This window comes from Vibrio sp. La 4.2.2, assembly GCF_027586995.1.
GTDB lineage: Bacteria > Pseudomonadota > Gammaproteobacteria > Enterobacterales > Vibrionaceae > Vibrio > Vibrio mediterranei.
This window is the reverse complement of sequence record NZ_JAPPTJ010000002.1, coordinates 617,891-639,626: the sequence shown is the minus strand read 5'-3', so window position 1 is coordinate 639,626 and position 21,736 is coordinate 617,891. Positions and strand designations below refer to the sequence as shown.

The following is a 21,736-nucleotide window of genomic DNA, read 5'->3' as shown; positions in this document are numbered from 1 at the left end:
GCGTGTAAATGGATTAAATAAGGTATCGCTATGTCAAAGTTGAATTTTAATATTCATATTGCCGATAACCAGCATTTTAATGGACGCCTCTCCGATCAGTTTTCCATCAGTGAAGCCGAAAAAGCGCGCCGATTTCATTTGCAATTAGATGGCTATCAACCAACACCTCTTCACAATTTAACCCACCTTGCAAAAGAGTTTGGTGTGAAGAACATTCTTGTTAAAGACGAAGCGTATCGCTTTGACCTAAACGCATTCAAAATGTTAGGCGGCGTTTACGCTATCGCGCGACTCTTGTGTGATGAATACAAGATGGACATCGACGGTTTCAATTTCGAAACTTTCAAAACTCAAATCAAAACCAAAATGACCTTCGCAACGGCTACTGATGGTAACCACGGTCGTGGCGTCGCTTGGGCGGCGAATCAACTGGGTCAAAACGCAGTTGTCTACATGCCAAAAGGCGCAGCTGATGAGCGCGTTAACAACATTCGTGCCCTTGGCGCAGAGTGCATCGTTACTGACATGAATTACGACGATACCGTAAGACTAGCCATCAAAACTGCTAACGAGCATGGCTGGAAAGTGGTTCAAGACACGGCGTGGGAAGGCTATACCGAGATCCCAACGTGGATCATGCAAGGTTATAGCACCTTGGCAGTGGAAGCCGTTGAACAAATGGTTGAGCTAGGTCTGGATAAACCGACGCACGTGTTCTTACAAGCGGGTGTAGGCGCAATGGCTGGTGGCGTATTGGGCTATCTGGCTGAATATTGTGGCCCAGGTCAGCTTCGCTCAGTCGTTGTGGAACCAAACCAAGCAGACTGTATTTATCGTTCAGGTATTGCTGAGACTGGCGACATGGTCAACGTAGACGGCGATCTTGCCACCATCATGGTTGGTCTAGCTTGTGGCGAACCAAACCCATTGGGTTGGGAAGTGCTTAAAAACTGTGCCACTCAGTTTGTTTCCTGCGAAGACCGTGTAGCTGCGTTTGGTATGCGCGTATTGGGCAACCCTCTAAGTGGCGATCCTGCGGTTATCTCTGGTGAGTCTGGCGCGGTTGGTTTGGGTCTATTGGCAGCGGTGGAATACAGCCGTGAAAAAGAGAGCCTAAAAGAGCATTTAGCGCTTAATAAAGATTCTGTTGTTTTGGTTATTAACACCGAAGGCGACACAGATCCTGTGCACTATCGCGAAGTCGTTTGGCAAGGTAAGCACGCGACAATCTAAAACAACGCAGAAAAAAGTGACAAAGAAAGATTAGTAATTTCAAGCATTAACATTCCCGGTGGGGCAAGGCTCCATTGGGAACAGAATTTGGAGTAGTAACAATGACTGTAAGTATCCCTTTTGCAACCGTATTGGAAAAAGCGCAAGAATACAAAGCTGATATGTCTCGTTTCCTTCGCGATATGATTGCGATTCCAAGCGAAAGTTGTGACGAAGAAAAAGTCGTTCTTCGCATCAAAGAAGAAATGGAAAAAGTAGGTTTTGACCGCGTCGACATCGACCCGATGGGTAACGTATTAGGCTGGATTGGTAACGGTCCTACATTGATCGCAATGGACGCACACATCGATACTGTAGGTGTGGGTAACCTAGACAACTGGAACTTTGACCCATACGAAGGTATGGAAGACGATGAAGTTATCGGTGGTCGTGGTGCATCAGACCAAGAAGGCGGCATGGCGTCTATGGTTTATGCAGGTAAGATCATCAAAGACTTGGGCCTAGAAGACGAGTACACATTGCTTGTGACTGGTACGGTTCAAGAAGAAGATTGTGACGGCCTATGCTGGCAGTACATCATTGAAGAAAGCGATATTCGCCCTGAATTCGTTGTGTCTACTGAGCCTACAGATTGCCAAATTTACCGTGGTCAACGTGGCCGTATGGAAATCCGCGTAGACGTATCTGGTATTAGCTGCCACGGCTCTGCACCTGAGCGTGGTGATAACGCTATCTTCAAAATGGGTCACATTCTTAACGATATCGAGAAATTGGCTGGCAACCTTGGCGACGACCCATTCTTGGGTAAAGGTACGCTAACTGTGTCTGAAGTGTTCTTTACTTCTCCAAGCCGTTGTGCGGTAGCAGATAGCTGTGCAGTATCTATCGATAGACGTATCACTTGGGGTGAAACGTGGGAAGGCGCAATCGAAGAGATTCAAAACCTACCTGCAGTTCAGAAGTATGGCGCGAAAGTGTCTATGTACAACTATGACCGTCCTGCTTACACCGGTTTGGTTTACCCAACAGAGTGTTACTTCCCAGCATGGAAGATCGACGAAGACCACATTGCAACTAAGACTCTAGAAGCATCATACGAGCTACTATTCGACAAAAAACCACTTGTCGACAAATGGACGTTCTCTACTAACGGCGTATCTATCATGGGTCGTTACGGCATTCCAGTTATCGGCTTTGGCCCAGGTAAAGAGCCAGAAGCTCATGCGCCAAACGAGAAAACTTGGAAAGAGCATTTGGTGACTTGTGCTGCAATGTACGCGGTTATCCCTCAAATGTATTTAGAGAAAAAACGCAACCAATAAGGTAGTACCGCGCGCTAACACATTGAGTTGTATAAGTTAGCGCGTGACGACTCACGTCGTTCTCCATCCTAGAGTGCCAACTTGTGTCTGCCTGAAGTTGGCGGAGTCCGCTCTAGGATGGGATTTTCCGTCACAGCTTATCGCGACTCCTTTATCTTGATGCGACATGTAACTTTCCGGTGATCTTATGACTTTTGAACAATTCAACAATATCGAATCCCTTCTCGATAATTCATCGTCGCCATTGCTGATTCAAAATGGCACTGTGGTTGACCATGCTGAAATTCGTAAAGCCGATGTTTTGGTCATTGATGGAAAGATTGAGCAAGTCGCTGAAAACCTAAAACCCGTGAGTGAAGATACTCGCGTGGTGGATGCAACAGGGTTGTACGTCATGCCCGGAGGTATTGACGTACATACCCACTTCAACATTGATGCAGGAATCACTCGAAGCTGTGATGACTTTTTTACTGGCACCAGAGCGGCTGCTTGTGGCGGCACGACGATGATCATCGATCATATGGGCTTTGGTCCAAAAGGGTGTGATTTGTTCCATCAATTGGATGTTTACCATGGTTACGCGGCTGATAAAGCGGTCATTGACTACAGTTTCCATGGTGTTATTCAGCACATTGATGACCAGATTTTGGAACAGATGCATGCCATGGTACATGAGCGCGGTATTCCGAGCTTCAAACTGTACCTCACGTACTCTTACAAGTTGGATGATTGTTCGGTCCTTAAAGCGTTAACGCAATTGAAAAAAGTTGGCGCACTAACAACGGTTCACCCAGAGAACGATGCAGCACTGTCACTGAAACGCAAACAGTTCATAGAGCAGGGCAAAGTAGAAGCGAAATATCATGCGCTAAGTCGTCCACTAGAATGTGAAGCGGAAGCGATAGCAAGAGTGATCAACCTTGCCCAACTAGCTGATTCTGCGCCGCTCTACATCGTACATCTCTCTAACGGTCTAGGACTGGATTACACCCGCCTCGCAAGAGAGAACAACCAGCCAGTGTGGGTTGAAACTTGCCCACAATACTTGGTGTTGAACAATGACCGTTACGAACGTGAAGACGCGCTGAAATACGTGCTTAGTCCACCATTAAGAGACAAAGCGGAAAGCGAAAAACTCTGGAAAGGCTTAGCGGACGGTTCGATTGATACTGTCGCGACTGATCACTGCTCGTTTACGTTTGCAGAACAAAAACAGCTAGGCGCAAAAGATTTTACCAAAACACCAAACGGCATTCCTGGCGTCGAAACTCGCATGCCTCTGATGTTCTCAGAAGGTGTCATAGCTGGACGAATTACCCCCAATCAGTTCGTGTCTCTAACCAGTTATGAGCCTGCCAAATTGTTTGGTCTCTATCCACAAAAAGGCCATCTAGGCTGTGGCGCGGATGCCGATTTGGTGTTGTTTGACCCGAACAAGAAACAAACCATAAGACACGATAGCTTACATGATAATGCAGACTACACGCCTTACGAGTCCATTGCCTGTCAAGGTTGGCCACTCATGACGTTCAGTCGAGGTAAGTTAGTTGCGTACGACGGTGAATTTACCGGAGAAGCGGGGGACGGGCAGTTTATTCACCGTCTGCCTTTCTCAGCAGAATAACGACAGAAACAACTCAAATAACACACGATTTATTACTTATACAGAATGTGGAGGCCGAGCACAGCGAATGATCGGCGTCTTTCAAGGAGTCCCTATGAACGCAAGCAAAACAAACAAAAGCACTGTAGTGGTTGCCCTCGGTGGTAACGCACTATTAAGACGTGGCGATGAGCCAAGCTTCGCTAACCAACTCGACAACATCAAAATTGCCGCCAAAGCGATCGCTGAAATTGCCAAAGAATACCGAGTGGTGATTGTTCACGGTAATGGTCCTCAAGTCGGTCTGCTAGCATTGCAAAACCTAGCGTACGACAAAGTATCACCTTATCCACTGGATGTATTGGGCGCAGAAAGTGAAGGCATGATCGGCTACATGCTAGCTCAAGAGCTACAAAACAAATTGCCTGAAAGAGACGTGACTACGCTACTAACTCGTATTGAAGTGGACTGTGATGACCCAAGTATTTCTGATCCAACTAAGTTTGTGGGTCCAGTTTACGATGAAGCAGAAGGCCGCGCTTTAGCCGAGAAGAACGCATGGACGATGAAGCGCGATGGCGAATACTGGCGTCGAGTAGTGCCTTCACCACTTCCGAAAAACATCATCGACAAACACTCTATTGATACCTTGCTAGAAGCTGGACAAGTTGTCATCGCTTGTGGCGGTGGTGGTATCCCAGTATGTAAATGCGAATCTGGCTTTAAAGGTGTTGAAGGCGTTATTGATAAAGACTTAGCCGCAACCTTGTTAGCGAAACAGCTAGGGGCAGAGAAGCTACTTATCCTAACTGACGCACCAGCAGTGTTCCTTAACTGGGGTAAAGAGAACCAACAAGCACTGCGCAGTGTGGGTCCAAGTGAGTTGAAACAATACCAATTCCCAGCAGGTAGCATGGGACCAAAAGTGGATGCGGTTGTCGACTTCGCAGAGTTTGGTGGCAGAGCGTATATCGGTGCACTTGATGAGAGCTTAGATGTACTGGCTGAAAATTGCGGAACTTGTGTATCGCTAGATTTTGAGGCGGTTCCGGCTTAAACGATTTAACTTAACCCACTCAGGCCGTGTTTGTTTTACGGCCTGTTTTTTTTCCTTACTTTTATTCGATACCTTATTTCTACTCAACACATTAGTTTACTCCGTGACGATGTGGTTAACGTGTAAACACTTTTCCTGACTCAAAATGGCTAACTCGGTTAGCCAACTTTTCCGTTTGTTTGGCTGAGTGAGACACCATGATAATGGTGTAACGCTTGGCTAATTCTACAATCAACGCCTCTATTTGCTGCGCCGTGTGTTTATCTAATGACGCGGTAGGCTCATCAAGTAATAAAATTTCTGGCTCCAAAGCCAACGTTCTCGCCAAACAAAGCCGTTGCTGCTGTCCTCCCGATAGCGAAGCAGCATGATCACTCAAGCGATCACTGACTTCCTCCCAAAGAGCTGCTTGTTTGAGTGCGGTTTGGGCGATTTGATGTGCCTTTTGTCCAGTGACTGAGTTGACTACTCTCAATGGAAGCAACAGGTTATCGAGAATTGAACCCGGCAACAGTTGAGGATGTTGAAATACCATACCGACTTTTTGCCTAAGGTGGGGAAGTTGGTGTTCAGGCATTTTCTGAACACAATGTTGAGTATCATTGAGTGTAAGTTTGATATCACCTGTAGTTTTACACTCGGCAAAACAGTCATTGAGGCGATTCAGAGCGCGTAAAAAAGTGGTTTTTCCAGAGCCAGAAGCTCCAGTAAGCACATGGATCTGGTTCCGATAAAAATCCATATTGGCGTTGCTGACAACTTGATTGGAGCCAAAGGCGATGGTCAAATTTGAGACTGAACCAGCAAGCGGTGAAGAGGGTTGAAAGCTCATGTCAGGCTCTCCTTATCGATTTACGCTGAGTGAGTCCTGCTAACGAAAACAAGCTGGCAGTTAGACAAAGTAAGGTAAACGCTGCACCGAACGCCATATGTAGTTCAGTCTCACTTTGATATTGCGCACTGTAGTAAAAAATGGTGAAAGGTAGCGCTTCGTAGCGTTCAAAAATACCACCGGGCAATCCAGCGTTGGCAACTGCCCCAGTTAACATAATGACTGCTGTGTCTTCGGCGGCTCTGCCTATGGCGAGCATAATGCCTCCGATAATGCCGCTTTTCGCTTGTGGTAACAAAACGGTTCGTAACGCCTGCCATTGCGACATCCCCAAAGAAAGAGCTGTGACGTTGAGTGATGACGGAAGAGCTTGTAAAGCCGTTCGTGTAGCAACGGCCAAATAAGGGATGATTAACATAGCGAGGCATAGTGCGGATAACAGCAAACAAGCATTGGCAGAGGGTAAAAACCAATGCCTTAAAGAGAGAATCAGAGTAAAACCAAATAGCCCCATCAAAATAGACGGAATGCCTGCAAGAATATCGATGCCAATCGCAAGGCAACGTTTTAACAACGAAGGTTTACTCGTCGCGAGCCAAACTCCGGTAGCGAGTCCAGGCAAGAGGGCTAGTGTTAGCGCCAATAAGATGACCGACAGTGTGCCAACGCACGCGGGCCATATACCATCCCAGATAGGTTCTCGACCTAACATGGCGTCAATGGGTGATGCATCACCAAAAAATAGCTCAGTACTTATCGTTGGTGCACCGCGATAAATAATAAAGCCGATAAAAACACTCAAAGCTGCGAGTAACAGCAACGTGCACAGCACACTCCAGAGATGGAATAAGCGAGCTTTCATCCGTTTATTCCTCCATCAGTTGAGTGAGTCAGTTTGCGAATCAGTACAGTAACGCAAACGCTAATGGTGAGTAGAAGTAGGCCAGCAGCAAATAACGAATTGTACATAGCGCTGCTATTTTCGGTAGCGAGAACCAAGCCAATATGAGCGGTGAGGGTGCGAACAGAATCTAAAATACTTCCTGTGATTTGTGGTGCATTGCCTGCCAACATCAGTGGTAACAGAGTGTCTCCAATCGCTCGGTTAAACCCTAACAAGGCGGCGCTTGCGATGGCGTGCATTGAGTTTGGTACGATGACGTGGGCAATCATTTGACTGTCGGTCATGCCAAGTGAACAAGAGGTTAATCGCAACTGCTGCGTCAAGGATTGAAACCGAGAGTCCAACATCATGATCATGACGGGTAAGATCAGCAGCACCATCATCAACGTAACAGCAAGCAGGGAAAAGCCGGAACCACTACGAAAGGTCTCTCTTAATAGTGGAACCAACAAGAAAACCGCGGCTAAACCATAGACCACAGTCGGAATGCCAGCCATTAGCCTGACTAAGCGGCGAATCCAAATAGCGATAGGTTGGTAACTGCTATATTGGCAGAAACTGGCAATGCCAAGAGCAAAAGGGAAGGCAACTAAACTGGCTGTAATAGCAAGAACACCAGAGCCGAATACCATGGGGAAAATGCCATAGTGTCCTTGATCAGGTTGCCATTGAAGAGAAAAGACGGCGACGCTTGGGTCAGTAACAACAGGCAATGCAAACCAAATCAGAAAACCAAACAACAATGACATCAAAACGAGCACTACCATCACTAGGGAAAGTAGTACTCGTTCTGGTGCAACCAAATGGCGCATGGTTAACGCTTGCTTAATGGGATATAACCAGATGCGCTGATATACTCTGCGCCTTGAGGACTATAAATAAAGTCAACAAACTCGCTGACTAAACCTTGAGGTTCACCTTTGGTGTTCATATACAATTTGCGGACGATTTTGTATTCGCCTGATGCACAAGATTCGTTGGTTGGGTGGACACCATCGAGCGCAGGGGCTTTCACTGTGTCATCGATGTAACCAACACTGCTATAGCCAATGGCGCCAGGGTCACGGGCAATGGCGGTTTTCATGGCACCATTTGATGGGATAACGTTGGCGTTCGTTACGATAGCAGTACTGTTGAGCATCTTTTTAAAGAATACCGCGCGTGTGCCACTGGCTTCATCGCGGGTAAAAAGGTTAATAGAACGGTCTTCACCACCCAGCGCTTTCCAGTTGGTGATTTTTCCAGAATAAATGTCGATAACTTGCTGTTGAGTTAGATCTTTAACGGGGTTCTCTGGATTAACGATGATAGCCACACCATCTATCGCAAAAGGAAATGTGACCAAACCCTGCTCAGCTTCACTAGGTTTTAATGCGCGACCGGTGTTGCCGATATCAACCAAACCTTTGGCAACTTGCTGTGCCCCAACACCAGAACCACCTCCAGCAATGGTGATACGAATATCAGGGTTGGATTTCATAATCGCGCGCGATGCGAGTTTCATTACGGGAATATGTGCGGTGCCGCCCGCAATATTAATGGTGCCTGATTGGCCAGCAAATGTATCGGTATCTGCGGCCTGACTAATGACTGGAATAAAGCACAGACTACAGGCTAACAGTCTGATGAAACCAGTTTTAAAACGCATAACTACTCCTTTGTCTTAATCGAAAACATAAGGGACGAATCACGGAATGTATTCGGTGTAAATCATGTCAAATTAACCAATCTAGATTACGCCTAATCATTTTCGAAAACTATGTGACTGTTAGACAGAAATGACGATTAGTGTTTGATTTAAATCATAAATGTTTATGATTTAAGGTTGGTTTGGACTTTATTTGAGAAATGTCTTGATAAGGAAGGATGGCTTTAAATAATTACACCTTCTATCTTAACGTTAAAAGGCCAAAAGACAGTATGAGAGACCAATGACTGAATACCCATTAGAGATTTATCAAGCACCGTTAGACGCTATACGTTCTGGTGTTAAGAAAGTAGAGATTCGAACCAATAATAGCTACGAAGCGATTGAATACGACAAACTAATGCCGGGAGACAGAATCACATTTCAGGTGATTTCCGGCCCTCCTTTTGTTGGTTTGGATGTCATTAAGCCAAATGCGTTAATCGTAGAAGTAGTCGAAGTACGTCAATATCCCGATCCAAGAGCACTATTGACGAGTGAAGGTATGCAAGTCCTCTCCAAGCTGTGCAATACCATTGAAGAAGGGATAGAAATGTTATACAGCTTCCATGAATATAAAGAAATGATACCTCAGCATGGCATCTTTGCTATCGAGATTCGTATCGTTGAAGACGAGTAAACCCTGCTGATAGAGAACAAGAAAACTGAGTAGCGAGACTCAGTTTTCTTTTGCTAATTCAGATGATTAGTTATTACAGTCCTTTCGATTTTCTAACAATCCAATTTTCCTATCCTAGACTAAAGATAATTACCTCAGTAGCGATAGGTTGATTATGCCGAGTCTCAATCGATGGTTCGATGACATCTCAATTACCAAGAAGCTATTACTCAGCTTTTCTGTGCCTGTTTTGTTGATGCTTGCCGTTTCTGTAGCCGTGTTTCAAAACACTCAATCTATGGAGGAGGACGCTCGTTGGGTTGAGCACACACACAAAGCTATTGGTCGCGCGCAGGAACTGCTGAGCCTTACGGTGGATATGGAGACGGGTAAACGAGGCTTTTTGCTCACCGGTGACGAAGTGTTTCTTGAACCTTTTCATTTATCGTTAGAGGTGTGGGATAAAAAAATCACTACCTTGTCTAAACAGGTGAGTGATAACCCCGTTCAAGTCGAACGACTCACCAGAATCAATACTTTGCATAATACTTGGCTCAGAGACATTGCAGACAAAGCCATTATTCAAAGACGTTTGTTGGAGAACGGACTAGCGAAGCAAGACAGCATCGAAGACCTTTCACAACAGAAAGAAGGTAAACGTATTATTGATGAAATACGTGGGGAATTTGCAACGTTTATTCAAATAGAGCAAGAGCTTATCACTATTCGCAGTATGGCGTCGTCAAAGTCCGCGAGTCAAACCTCCTTTGTGTTGTTTTTTGGAACCTTGTTTGCAGCACTGGTCTCACTTTTTGTAGCGGCATGGAGCTCTAAACGTGTTAAACAACGTATGGATACATTACTGAGTGCAACCCAACTCGTTGCTAAAGGGCAACTTCAAAATGGATTAGAAACACTCAACCGTAGCCGCCATTTAAAAGGAAGAGACGAGTTCGCAATGCTCACATCGAGCTTTAGAGATATGGCGTTCAACTTATTGAAAAATGATCAAAAAATGAAGGAGTACAACCAGAAGCTTCGTGATGAAAGCGACCGCGCAGAAGCTGCAGCCAAAGCGAAGAGTGAGTTCTTATCAACCATGAGTCATGAAATTAGAACGCCAATGAATGGTGTTATAGGCATGACTAACTTGCTACTTGATACCAAGCTCGACGAGCAGCAAATACGAATGACTGAAACCACCAAAAATAGCGCTGAATCATTGCTTTCTATTATTAACGACATACTCGATTTCTCGAAAATAGAAGCAGGTAAGATTGACTTAGAGTTGATTGATTTTGACTTGGGTGAAGTGGTCGAGGATGTCGGGGCTATGCTCTATTTTGCGGCAGAGCAGAAGGGGATTCAACTGGTATGTCCGGCTACACCTGTGATGGATCTTTGTTACCGAGGGGACCCTGGTCGTATTCGTCAAGTGCTCAACAATTTGGTCAGTAATGCGATTAAGTTTACTGAAGACGGAGAAGTCGCGGTGTACGTGACCGTGGATGAAAAACGACTCACCGACAGTATACTGAGATTCGAAATACGCGATACCGGTATTGGCATTAGTGAAGAGCAGCAACAAAAGCTGTTCTCGCGTTTCTCGCAAGCAGACAGTTCAACCACTCGAAAATATGGTGGGACGGGTTTGGGGCTTTCCATCAGCAAACGCTTAACGGAAATTATGGGTGGCGAGATCGGTGTCACCAGTGAAACGGGCAAAGGATCGACATTTTGGTTTACAGTTTGTCTGGAAAACTCATCTAGACAGTCCGTGGTTTATTTGCCTACTGGAGACCTGAAAAAACAACGTATCTTAGTGGTGGATGACAACGATACCAACTGCAATTTACTCGAGCAGATCTTCACTCGTTGGGAGATTCCATATCAGGTAGCTAATAGTGGTGAAGAGGCGTTGAGGGTTTTAGCTGATAACCACAAACAACAGCAATCCTTCACCATTGCGATTCTCGATTATCAAATGCCGAATATGGACGGGGTCGAGCTAGCCAAACAAATCCAAGATAACCCTAATTACAATGACACTCGCTTGGTGATGTTTTCATCGGTAGTGCAGCGTGGCGATGCGAAGAAAATGCAAAAGGCAGGCTTTAGCGGTTATCTCACTAAACCGATGCAGCAAGCCGACCTGTTGAGTGTGTTAGAAAAAGTATCGGGATTGTCGGGAAGTGATAGAAGTGAAGCGTTTGTGACACGACATACGCCGGCGAAGAAAGCCCAATACAACGCGCGCATTCTTATTGTGGATGATGTCACCACTAACCAAGTCGTGCTGCAATCGCTGCTGTCGAAATTTGGTATCAAAGTCGATAAAGCTAAGAATGGACTTGAGGCACTAGCTGCTCTTAGAACACCTGCCAACTACGACCTTGTCTATATGGATTGCCAAATGCCAGAAATGGATGGCTATGAAGCAACGAGAGAGATAAGAAATACTAAAAATATCAACATCAACCATTCGATTCCTGTTGTTGCAATGACGGCAAACGCACTGCAAGGCGACCGCGAAAAATGCTTAGAAGCAGGGATGGATGACTATATTTCTAAACCTATTAACGCAAAAGCACTTGGTGAGTCGCTGGAACGTTGGATATCTCATTGTCAGATAGACGACGATGATTCCAAATCAGAAAATCGCACTAGCGCTTAGCGTGACAATGTCACAAAAAATGAGTCAGTCAGGTCGTTGTTTATGGCTGACTGACTTTTTAGTTTCTATTCCAATGAAGTAATCAAACATTCCATTGATTGCACGCCAATATATTAATCTAGATTAAGTTTTGCCTCGTCCATTCTCTGTATTATCGCGCCTCGCTTTTGATACCAATAATAAGCATAACAATACATTGAGGAGATTGGAGTTGAGCCACTTGTTCACAGAGAGTCGCATCGGCAATTTGGTGCTGAAAAACCGCTTCATGCGAAGTGCAACTTGGGAAAATATGGCGACAGAAGACGGTCATATGACTGACAAGCTTTACGCCATCTATGAAGAACTTGCCCAAGGTGAGGTTAGTCTAATTGTGACTGGCTATGCCAACATCGTAAAAGAAGAAAAACCCAATGCTGGCATGATGGGGATGTACGATGACTCTTTTATCGACGAGTACCAGAAGCTAACCGATTTGGTTCATCAGCATGATTCGAAGATTGTAATGCAGTTGGCTTATGGCGGCACGAAAACCACGTTTAACGTTGGTGAAAGGGTGATCTTTGCGCCGAGTGATGTCCCTGAAATGGGTACGCAAACACAAGGCAAAGCCATGACCAAAGCAGAGATTGACTACATTGTAGATGCCTTTGCTAAAGCAACGTTAAGAGCGAAACAGTCAGGTTTTGATGGGGTAGAACTGCATGCCGCGCATACCTATCTGATTAACCAGTTCCTGAGCCCGTACTATAACCGTCGCGATGATGAGTATGGTGGTAGCTTAGAAAACCGCATGCGATTCTTAGTTGAAATCTATCAAGCTTGCCGCGAGCAAGTTGGTGATGATTTCCCGATTTTGGTGAAACTGACAGCCACTGAGTTTTTTGAAGGCGGTTTAACGTTCGGCGAAACGCGAGTGGTATGTAAAACGCTTGAATCGATGGGCGTTGATGCGCTGGTTATCTCGGGCAATATCCACGGCAAAGCTAACACTATGGTTGGCGAAACTCACGATGGTTATACCATTCAAGAGGAAGGCTATTTTCACGAATACGGTCATGCGATCAGCCAAGAAGTGAACGTACCTGTGATTACGGTTGGTGGTTTGACGGATATTGCTGCGATTGAATCCATTGCAGAAAGTACTGGTATTGAGTACTTCGCACTTTCACGCCCATTGTTGTCAGAGCCTAAGTTGATAAAGCGTTGGAAACAGGGTGATCGAGCGCCAGTAGAGTGTGAGCGCTGCTCAAAATGTCGTACTAAGCGCGGTAACTTCTGTGTGGTGAATAAGGAAAGAAAAGTTGCGCTTGCCGCTATGTAATCTTACCGCTACGTAACATCGCTATTTGCTAACCAAGTCGCTGTGTAAACTTAGCCCCAAACAGAATTAGTGTATAGGAGCCAGAATGCCACTGGCTCTTGTCGATATACCAATCTTCATGATCTAGCACGAAAAATTCCATTTTATGCCTACAACCTCTGAATAGTGACTACACTAAGTATTAACTCAATACGATCATCGCAATGATCGGTTCAGGATGAACATTGAGTGAGTAGTCGAGTATTCAAATAGAGGTAAGCTATGGCATTAATTACGCAAGTACTTAATAACTTCCCCGGATTCGCTGTTCAGTACGATCCAAGCAAAAATCCCTTTTTTCGACCAATCATGGAAGAGAACCTAAGAAAACTTAAACAAGTATCAGCGGGCAAATCGCTGCTCTCTGAAATTCAAGCGGCTAAGCCTGCGGCGCGGGGGTCGTTTCCTAACAACATCAACGTTATTTGTGTGCCAACACACCTTAACTTCACTCAAAGTGGCTTTAAGCGTGATGTGCTCTATGACAGCGATGGTCAAGCAAACGTAACGGGCATGACTGCGAGTAACCAAGCAAGGTTTGCTCCCCAAGGTTGTCCGTTCTGGATGGCTGGTGGTAGTCATAACTCCGCCGTCAATCAAACCGCAGCTACCAATGCCACTGGCTCAGTGTGTTATATGCACTTCACTAACGTGCAGGTGATGACGCGCAAAGGTGAAAAAGCGGAACCTTATGTCGTACTTGCTCACGAGCTCATTCATTCGCTCCATTGTCTTCAAGGTACAAAGATGGATGGGAAAGATGAGGAACTCTGGACAACCGGGTTAGGAAAATATTCCAACAATCCAATGAGTGAAAACTGTTTCCGCCGTCAATTTGGCTTAGCGGAGCGTACTCAGTACTTCTAATCCTTTATTGCTAATCAGTGAGACAAGAGCCGCGGTGTTTAAACTGCGGCTTTACTTTTGCGTGCTGGCTCATCACACCACTTTACAAAATCAACGTTAAACCAAGGCAGTTATCGCTTGCTTGGATGATAACCAGGGTTACTATATCCATAGCTAAAATAAGGATTAACGGGTTTGGAGAGTCAACCATGTTACTAAGCAACTACCATATGCATTGTCATTATTGTGATGGGAAAGGAACACCAAAAGAGATGGTGGATAAAGCCGTATCCCTTGGTTTTAAATCGGTGGGCTTTAGCTCTCACGCTCCTTTGCCTTTCGATAACGATTTCTGTATGTTAGCGGAAAACCTAGAGGCCTACGTTGCCGACATTAAACAGCAAAAAGATCGTTCTGACATTGACGTGTATTTAGGATTAGAAATCGACTTTATAGTCGGTTTGACTGCGCCAAGCGATACGAAGTGGGACGCGTATCCCCTCGACTATAAGATTGGCTCGGTTCATACATTAGATGCCCCAAACGAGCGTTATTCTATGCTAAGCGTGGACGGGCCACACGATGAATTTAAAGTGTTGTTGGATGAAGTGCACAACGGCAGTGCGCGCTCGATGATTGAAGTCTATTACCAGCGCGTTCGAGAGTTATGCGAAGCTGGTGGGTTTGATATTTTAGGTCATTACGACTTGGTCAAAAAACACAACAAAGCGTTCGCTTTCTTTGATGAACAAGATAGCTGGTACCAAGAGATCGCCATTGCCACACTAGACGCCGTTGCAAAGGCTGGCGTGATATTGGAGGTCAATTATGGCGGTATGCTGCGCGGTGCAACCGACGATGTTTATCCATCCCCTTGGCTACTTAAGCATGCCAAAGCAAAGAATATCCCAGTACAGATTAACGCCGACGCTCACGCGCCTCATCACTTAGGCGTGTATCACGAGAAGTGTCGAGAAATCCTATTAGAAGCGGGGTATCAACAGCAGCGTATCTTACTTGATGGTAAATGGCAGGATGTGTCCATTCTCTAATAGCAGCGCCGCTTTTGAACCTAATTTTAAAGCCTCGATTGTAAAGTATGTTGTAAAGCGGCTTAGCTCACAGTTATTCCTATTCTGTACTCTGTATCTCGGCTTCGTGAACTCACCCCAATTATGTGCAACGTATTGGCGTTAGGATGAACTCAGACGAAAAGTAGAGTGGTGGTTGTATGACACTGTCTAGTAAAAACAAAGCCATAACAGCATTGGTTGTCGTTATGATTTCCGCTGCGTTATTGTGGTTTGAACAATTCGGCGTAGTTCCTTTCCTGACTCTGATTATCGGCTTCTTCACTTTTATCATTCAAGTCACGTTACACATTATGGGCTACCACAACGGCGACGTTTTCGAAGCCTACCAAGACGCTGAACGCACCGAAGCCACCGCACTTACTAATCTCATCAAAAACAAAAAAGACTGTGAAAAGCGTTAGCTAAAATTAGTCCCATCTCACCTATGTACGAATAATCGACATTGGTTGCATATCAATTATGCAACCAAGTTAACAGTATCCTTCGCCACAATTTCATAAAGTAACGCTCATTAACAGACTTTAACAAAATCAACAGCTTGCTCTTGCTAAAAAGAGTGCGGTAGCCGTGATGGAAAAAAGAGAAAACCGTTATTGCAGTGTTTGCGGGAAAAACACTGACCACGTCGTCGTATTGGTACGCAAAGAAAGCCCATTCAAAGAAGACAAAAAGCGTAAACGCAAAGAGTTTTTGACTGGCTTTTTAAAAGGCTGGGTATTTGGCGCATTTCTGGCCTCAATGGACGATTTCTCACGTCATTGCATTTGCGAACAATGCGGGACTAAAACCATCGAAGACTGACGATAACCATTCACGCGTGCTTCGCAGGACTAGAAATCCGTATTTACCTACGTTAGGCGGAATAATTCCGCTTTTTCTGTTTAATATGCAACTGTATTTGCATTTTTTGTTGTAGGTGATTGAAAGTTAGGGGTAAGTTTTGCATTGTGTGGGGAAGTTAGGTGGATTAAATCCGTCTAATAAGCGTTAGCTGTTTTTATTAAATACATTTATGGGCAAACATGTGAATAAAAAATTGCGCATAGTAACTGGAGCCCCAGGCTCTGGCAAATCGACGGTAGTGAATGAGTTATTAGAATACGCTTACCAATCAAATTGTGTTTTTCTTGACATAGATTTGATTGCAGATTCAGCAAGTACACTGGCAAAGAGCAGTATTTATACAGATCCAGACACATGGGTTCCATATGGAAATCTGTGGTTTGATATTTTGAAGTCACTTACAGCAAATGGGAAGTCTGTCGTTTGGTTTTGCCCAAACACTCCTGAGGACATTCAGTCCCAAGATACATCTTTTTTCACAGACATCGAGTGGTTGCTATTGGATTGTGACGACCAAGTTCGAATAAATCGCCTCTGGGAAAGAGGTTGGCAACAAAGCAAGATAACAGAGTCACTCGTAGACGCAAGAGAGCTAAGGGAGTTAAGCCTTCATTCAGTCGATACAACTAATTTATCACCAGCCTCCGTGGCTAAAGAAATTGTCAGGTGGGTAGAAAGCAGCTAACAAATTGCTCAAGTCGACAGCTAACGCTTGGCATTTGTGTTTTGGTTGAGTTTAGTGGTTACGGTGGCTTTGCTTGAGTGTTGTGGTCGTTAGCTGCAACTTAGCAAGGCGTTAGCTGTCATTCATGTTCAAAGGAGGAACAAATGGATTACCCACTTCAAGGAGCATGTCAGTGCGGACAAGTTACCTATGAATTACATGAAAAACCACTAATGGTTTTTGCTTGCCACTGTACAGAGTGTCAAAAGCTATCTACCAGCCCATTTAGCATCACTGCGGTTGTTGATGCATCTAAAGTAGAGTTTTCGGGTCAACTAAGAAGTTGGGAGCGCTTAGCTGATAGTGGTAATCGTAACTGTGCAATGTTCTGCCCAAGTTGTGGAAATAGAATTTATCACTTTAATCCAGATGCACCGGAAACAGTTAAGTTAAAGCTTAAACCAATTGATCAATCTTTAACTGATATTTTCGAACCTCAAGCGCATGTTTGGGTTAGTGAAAAACTGGATTGGTATCAGATACCAAATAATGTGAAGGTCTTTCTCAAACAGCCGAGCTAGCAGCTAACAAATTGTTCAAGCAGACAGCTAACAGTTGGCGAATTTGGCTTGGGTGAGTTTAGTGATTACGGTGGCTTTGTTTGAGTGTCTTGGTAGTTAGCTGCTACTTAACAAGGCGTTAGGCAATTCAAGAGGTATTGATGGAATTTTTGAAAAGCGCGAAAGAGTTTGCGAGAAACCCATTGGGGATTATTGCTTTGTTTATCTCGTTAATCTATGGGTTTGCCAGCTTGCTTCTAAACTCATCGGCAGAGAAATTGACCGAGAATGAAAGGTGGCCATTAATCATCTTTGTGGTTGTCTTCCCTGTTCTAGTTTTAATTGCATTTTATCGCTTGGTTACAAACCATCACGGAAAACTCTATGCACCTGCAGATTTCAAAGATGATACCTCATTTCTACGAACATTATCTCCAGAAGAGCAAGAGATGAAACTCGAAAATGAGGTTAGCGAAACCTTAGGTGATTTAAAAGAGAAAGTAGAAGAACCAAATAACGTACCTCCAACTCGTAAGCAGAAAAGAAACACATCTGATCAAGCTGAAAAAGAGGCTAGAAGGCGAGAGCATGAGGAGTTCCGACAAGACTTGAAGGTTGTTGAAGGTGTGGTCATTGACTCCCTTGCAAAGGAATTCAATAGCGAAATACAACGAGATATAGCTTTAGGCGGCACGGATGTATCATTTGATGCGTTTATCTCCGCTTCATATCAGAAACCGATGTTTGCGGAAGTAAAAGCGATTAAATCACCTTTAATGTCCACAATAATGCTTGATCGTGTTTTATATAATGCAGTTGTTGCCGATAAATTTTTCAATTCAAGTTTTAAACTTATTTTAACGGTAGTTTACTACTTTGATTCTAGCGAATTGGCTCGTATTGAAAAAGCTTGGCACCGCAAAGTTGAACAATGCCCTGCTGATGTTGAACTAAGGTTTGTTTCGCGTGATAAATTGCCTAACAAGGCGCTTAACAGGGACTCCTAACGCTTGGCTATTTGCATTCCAAATTAGCTTTAGTGTTTAGGGCACAAATTTTAGGTTGGGCGGTATTGCGTTATCGCCCGTTAGCTTGGCGTTATAAGCACTACATAAGCAACTTTACACTCAACAAGTAGCTTGTAGGTTCCTACTGGTATATCATGCTAAAAAAACAAACTTTATATATTAGAAGGGCTTATGGGTGAGTTATCAAAGAGTATAGGTGAGCACGGTGAAAAAGTTGTTAGAAACTTTCTCGAAGTTATCGGTTGGAGTGGGGCTCAAGAAGGGGAGTCTCTAGCTTGTTCTGAGCCACAAAAGCATAAGAGAAAGCAGGACTCAGACCGCAAGACACACGGTATTGATCTATTTTATTCATCAAAGTCGCAACTTCAAGATTACACGTTAGATAACGTGATTATATCAGTTAAATATACATCTAAACCATATCCTTCTAATCCTAGTGCAACTTTTAAATCTCATATAAAAGATTTAGCTCAAACTATAGAGTGTTTTATGTGCTCAGAGCTTAGGTCGGAAAATAACGAATCATATGAAATGACAGGGATTAGCCAAGCTTGTGATACTGGTGTTTTATTTTGGTTAACTAACGATAGGTCTTCTGATCAAGACGTGGTTTCTAAAGTGAGCTCAGTCCAGATTGAGAAAGATCTTGAATTTGGTGCAATTCATATTGTTGATAATAATAAAGCATCATTTATATATGACTCAATAACTTACATTGAAAATAAATTCACCGAAGATGAAATTTATTTTCATTATGCTTTTGGTTCATCAAATTATAATGATCCATCTATTCAAAAATATGGGAAAGTACTTCCAGTGGAGTACCTGACTTCTAATATATTACCATTTAGGGTCGTATCCAATAATAAGGTTAAGTTTTGCATTTCATGCTCGGAAAATTTTTCTGAAGGCTCGATTTCTAGGCTGTTATCATTAGCAAGTGATGTCTCTCTTGAGTTTACAAATGAATTTATTTTCCTATTCCCAGATTATGATCCTTTAAGTCATGAATCAGTCGTTAAAAAATCGACTCGGCTTCTAGCGGAAAAAGCTAATCATGTTGATATTTCAGTTTACTCTTATGAGAACGACTTTAGAGGTTTAATTAATGAAAGATAAGAAGTTTGTTCTACCTTATGGAGATGCATTAAGAGATTTATTGAATGATCAAGGGATTACAAAGGCTGACCTTAAATTAGTTTTGCGACGAAGAGGTGTTTTTGTTGGGAGTGACAACAGACCCTCATATGTGACAATGCTTTGTCGTACAGGTCTAACTCCAGCTGAGTTAATTGAGGTCCAAGAAAAAATCCGTGTAAAGGAAGAGAACCCTAAGGTTCAGACTCAGACGGTTAAATGGGCGGGTGGGGAGCAAAGTCTATTACAATCTGTTCCCAAGTCATATGATATCAACAAGTTAATATCAAAGCCTTTTTCGAATTACAAAGTCTTAGGAGCTCCAAGTTTTAAAGCAATAGATGGAAATAAAGATCATGTGGAGTTGTCTTTCACCGTCGAAAGGTTTGACTATACAAAAAGTTGGGATAAGAACAGATCCCAATTTACAGGGAAAGTAAGGTTTAAAAAAGGTGATGATAATGTTGATATATGTATCAATTTGTCACATACATCTCCTCAAACTAAAGAAGTAGCTAATTTAATAGCAAAGGATATTGTAAATACGTTTAAAAACTGTGGTTTGGTTGATCGTAATACGTCAATTAAAACAATTAAGTTTAATGATTTTACGAATGAATCTAGAATTCAATTTTTGAAGGAGTTAAGTCAAAAGCAATTTGACAATGAATTGCTTTTCAAAGATACGAAAGATATCGGCTTCCGACCAGATACAAGTAAAGAGCTTCCTGAAGACCTATCTTGGATGCAAGAAAAAATTACAAACTTGATCTTACAGGGCAAGAACTTACATTCCACATTCTTTATTCATAACAAGTCTTATCATCAGTATATACAGATGCATCGAGTTGATGCAGATTACAGTTTTGACTATAAAGACTACTCAGGTTCATGTCGTATATCGTTTGATTTTCCAGATTTGGTAGCAAAAGAGAATCAATCATCAGAGTTGGTAATCAAAGTTGTTAACTTGAGGTTTAGTAAGAAGAATGTATCGATTTCTACAAGTAAACTGAAAGAGATGTTATTAGTACACTTAGAGCCTAAGAAAATTGAGTTATTTGAGAAATATGCGAATAAGTAACGTGTTCTCGTGCTTATAACAAACAATTTAAGAGTGATTCCCAACGCTTGGAATTTTTCATTCCATTGTTGGGTTTTGTGTTTAAGGTGGTATGGTTTAGTTTTGTGGTAGCGTTGCTCACAACGTAATTGGGCGTTAACTCTTAAGGTACATTTATGATCGATGCAGATAATAGTAGCTCGCTATTGAATCAACTGAAGAATATGAGCTTGGTTGTCCCATTACGTTCTGAAGGTAGGAAAACAGAGCATGTAGAAAAGTACGCGATTTCTCATCTGTTGGCTGCTATTTCGGAATCTGACCTATTGAAGTATCCAATTCAAGTTGAGCACTCAGATCGCCCCGATTTTGTCATTTTAACTTCCGATATTTCAATTGGCGTTGAAGTCACCGAAGCCGTGTCACAAAACTCTGCTCATGCGGATTTCCTCAGGGAAAAGGGATGCGGACCGGATGTATATTTTCCTTTGCTAACTGAGATAGGAGAAAGACGGAAAAAAAGTAAGCAACTCAAGAAAGAGATCGAAGAGAATCGTCCCGGATTACCAATGATGGGAGATAAACCTGAGCGTGTTTGGGCTCAAGCAATGAGTTACTTTACGGAGTGTAAAGTCAAGTTGTGGTCCAATGATGGGTTCAAACACCATGATAGGAATTGGCTACTTATTGATGACAATTGGGGTGTTCCACAACTCAATATTCAAGTTGGCTTAACTAAATTCCATAGAACATGTTTGGCGCAATCGGTGTTTGAGGTATTCGATACAATTTTCGTTGTTTCTAGGAATGGCAGAGAACTAGCTATTGCTACCCAAGAGCATATTGAGGTTAGACCAATTCCATCACTAAAAGAGAGTTAACAAACGACTATGGCGTCAATAGCTAAATTTTGGCTATATTTTCATCCCACATGACGCCATCTCGTAACATTGAATTCAGTATTACAACCATCTTGCGAACGCAGGCAATGATAGCCACTTTCTTAGGTTTCCCAGCTTCTAAAAGTCGTGAATAAGTGGTTTTGAAAACAGGGTTACATTGCATGGCTGACATCATCGCCATGTATAAAACGGTTCGTACTTGCGCTCGACCGCCTTGGATTACACGCTTACCTTTGTAGCGTCCACTTTCGCGTGTGATTGGAGCGATTCCTAGCGCTTGGCCATTTTCATATAAATTGGCTTCA

The 21,736-nt window shown here is 43.4% G+C and carries 21 protein-coding genes and 1 pseudogene; 17 read left to right on the top strand and 5 right to left on the bottom strand.

What is annotated here, in order from left to right; all coding sequences use genetic code 11:
- Nucleotides 1-30: 30 nt before the first annotated feature.
- The 4 genes from dpaL (at nucleotide 31) to arcC (ending at nucleotide 5,215) form a co-directional block, all read left to right on the top strand.
- The gene (gene dpaL / locus OH456_RS06140) at nucleotides 31-1,233 is read left to right on the top strand and encodes a diaminopropionate ammonia-lyase (RefSeq protein WP_006073546.1); all 1,203 of its coding nucleotides are present in this window, start codon (nucleotides 31-33) and stop codon (nucleotides 1,231-1,233) included.
- A gap of 101 nt (nucleotides 1,234-1,334) precedes the next feature.
- Entirely contained in the window at nucleotides 1,335-2,555 is a 1,221-nt protein-coding gene (locus tag OH456_RS06135) for a YgeY family selenium metabolism-linked hydrolase (RefSeq protein WP_006073544.1), read from the top strand.
- A 187-nt stretch (nucleotides 2,556-2,742) separates the two neighbouring features.
- The gene (gene hydA, locus OH456_RS06130; RefSeq protein WP_270033049.1) at nucleotides 2,743-4,179 is read left to right on the top strand and encodes a dihydropyrimidinase; all 1,437 of its coding nucleotides are present in this window, start codon (nucleotides 2,743-2,745) and stop codon (nucleotides 4,177-4,179) included.
- A gap of 94 nt (nucleotides 4,180-4,273) precedes the next feature.
- Nucleotides 4,274-5,215, top strand: coding sequence for a carbamate kinase (gene arcC / locus OH456_RS06125; protein WP_006073540.1), 942 nt, complete (start codon nucleotides 4,274-4,276; stop codon nucleotides 5,213-5,215).
- Nucleotides 5,216-5,330: 115 nt separating this feature from the next.
- Here arcC and OH456_RS06120 read toward each other — a convergent pair whose 3' ends face one another.
- Genes OH456_RS06120 through OH456_RS06105 form a run of 4 tightly spaced genes read right to left on the bottom strand, consistent with a single transcriptional unit; the run spans nucleotide 5,331 to nucleotide 8,599 of the window.
- A complete protein-coding gene (locus tag OH456_RS06120) occupies nucleotides 5,331-6,047 on the bottom strand; it encodes a phosphate ABC transporter ATP-binding protein (protein WP_270033047.1) in 717 nt (238 codons plus the stop codon).
- 1 nt (nucleotide 6,048) lies between these two features.
- Nucleotides 6,049-6,909, bottom strand: a complete 861-nt coding sequence (locus OH456_RS06115) for a PstA family ABC transporter permease (RefSeq protein WP_062459099.1) — start codon at nucleotides 6,907-6,909, stop codon at nucleotides 6,049-6,051.
- The gene (locus OH456_RS06110; protein ID WP_270033045.1) at nucleotides 6,906-7,763 is read right to left on the bottom strand and encodes a PstC family ABC transporter permease; all 858 of its coding nucleotides are present in this window, start codon (nucleotides 7,761-7,763) and stop codon (nucleotides 6,906-6,908) included. Before OH456_RS06110 ends, OH456_RS06115 begins: the two co-directional genes overlap by 4 nt.
- 2 nt (nucleotides 7,764-7,765) lie before the next feature.
- On the bottom strand, nucleotides 7,766-8,599 hold the full coding sequence (locus OH456_RS06105) for a phosphate ABC transporter substrate-binding protein (protein WP_270033044.1): 834 nt from the start codon (nucleotides 8,597-8,599) through the stop codon (nucleotides 7,766-7,768).
- Between the two features lie 283 nt (nucleotides 8,600-8,882).
- On the opposite strand from OH456_RS06105, the gene OH456_RS06100 reads away from it, so the two are divergent.
- The 13 genes from OH456_RS06100 to OH456_RS06040 all read left to right on the top strand — a co-directional run bounded on the left by OH456_RS06100 (nucleotide 8,883) and on the right by OH456_RS06040 (nucleotide 21,410).
- The gene (locus tag OH456_RS06100; RefSeq protein WP_270033043.1) at nucleotides 8,883-9,278 is read left to right on the top strand and encodes a hypothetical protein; all 396 of its coding nucleotides are present in this window, start codon (nucleotides 8,883-8,885) and stop codon (nucleotides 9,276-9,278) included.
- A gap of 154 nt (nucleotides 9,279-9,432) precedes the next feature.
- The gene (locus OH456_RS06095; RefSeq protein WP_270033042.1) at nucleotides 9,433-11,931 is read left to right on the top strand and encodes a hybrid sensor histidine kinase/response regulator; all 2,499 of its coding nucleotides are present in this window, start codon (nucleotides 9,433-9,435) and stop codon (nucleotides 11,929-11,931) included.
- Nucleotides 11,932-12,142: 211 nt separating this feature from the next.
- The gene (locus OH456_RS06090) at nucleotides 12,143-13,255 is read left to right on the top strand and encodes an NADH:flavin oxidoreductase (protein WP_270033041.1); all 1,113 of its coding nucleotides are present in this window, start codon (nucleotides 12,143-12,145) and stop codon (nucleotides 13,253-13,255) included.
- A gap of 261 nt (nucleotides 13,256-13,516) precedes the next feature.
- Nucleotides 13,517-14,161: a M91 family zinc metallopeptidase gene (locus OH456_RS06085; protein WP_006073522.1), complete on the top strand. Its 645-nt coding sequence runs from the start codon at nucleotides 13,517-13,519 to the stop codon at nucleotides 14,159-14,161.
- A 188-nt stretch (nucleotides 14,162-14,349) separates the two neighbouring features.
- Nucleotides 14,350-15,192 (top strand): histidinol-phosphatase, encoded by an 843-nt coding sequence (locus tag OH456_RS06080; RefSeq protein WP_270033040.1) that lies wholly within the window; start codon nucleotides 14,350-14,352, stop codon nucleotides 15,190-15,192.
- Between the two features lie 179 nt (nucleotides 15,193-15,371).
- A complete protein-coding gene (locus OH456_RS06075; RefSeq protein ID WP_006073519.1) occupies nucleotides 15,372-15,635 on the top strand; it encodes a hypothetical protein in 264 nt (87 codons plus the stop codon).
- A gap of 169 nt (nucleotides 15,636-15,804) precedes the next feature.
- Nucleotides 15,805-16,035, top strand: a complete 231-nt coding sequence (locus tag OH456_RS06070; RefSeq protein WP_270033039.1) for a hypothetical protein — start codon at nucleotides 15,805-15,807, stop codon at nucleotides 16,033-16,035.
- Nucleotides 16,036-16,258: 223 nt separating this feature from the next.
- Complete coding sequence (locus OH456_RS06065; protein ID WP_270033038.1) at nucleotides 16,259-16,762, top strand: AAA family ATPase; 504 nt, start codon at nucleotides 16,259-16,261, stop codon at nucleotides 16,760-16,762.
- A gap of 143 nt (nucleotides 16,763-16,905) precedes the next feature.
- Nucleotides 16,906-17,322 carry a GFA family protein gene (locus OH456_RS06060; protein WP_270033037.1) on the top strand — a complete coding sequence of 139 codons (417 nt, stop codon included), beginning with the start codon at nucleotides 16,906-16,908 and terminating at the stop codon, nucleotides 17,320-17,322.
- 140 nt (nucleotides 17,323-17,462) lie between these two features.
- Nucleotides 17,463-18,308 carry a hypothetical protein gene (locus OH456_RS06055; protein WP_270033036.1) on the top strand — a complete coding sequence of 282 codons (846 nt, stop codon included), beginning with the start codon at nucleotides 17,463-17,465 and terminating at the stop codon, nucleotides 18,306-18,308.
- A 192-nt stretch (nucleotides 18,309-18,500) separates the two neighbouring features.
- Nucleotides 18,501-19,448, top strand: coding sequence for a GapS4a family protein (gene gapS4a, locus OH456_RS06050; RefSeq protein ID WP_270033035.1), 948 nt, complete (start codon nucleotides 18,501-18,503; stop codon nucleotides 19,446-19,448).
- Entirely contained in the window at nucleotides 19,438-20,550 is a 1,113-nt protein-coding gene (gene gapS4b, locus OH456_RS06045) for a GapS4b family protein (RefSeq protein ID WP_270033034.1), read from the top strand. The genes gapS4a and gapS4b overlap by 11 nt, the downstream gene beginning before the upstream one ends.
- A 155-nt stretch (nucleotides 20,551-20,705) precedes the next feature.
- Nucleotides 20,706-21,410 (top strand): hypothetical protein, encoded by a 705-nt coding sequence (locus OH456_RS06040; protein WP_270033033.1) that lies wholly within the window; start codon nucleotides 20,706-20,708, stop codon nucleotides 21,408-21,410.
- A gap of 22 nt (nucleotides 21,411-21,432) precedes the next feature.
- On the opposite strand, the pseudogene OH456_RS06035 reads toward OH456_RS06040, so the two are convergent.
- Nucleotides 21,433-21,702, bottom strand: a pseudogene (locus OH456_RS06035) (transposase); the annotation flags it as partial.
- Nucleotides 21,703-21,736 lie beyond the last annotated feature (34 nt).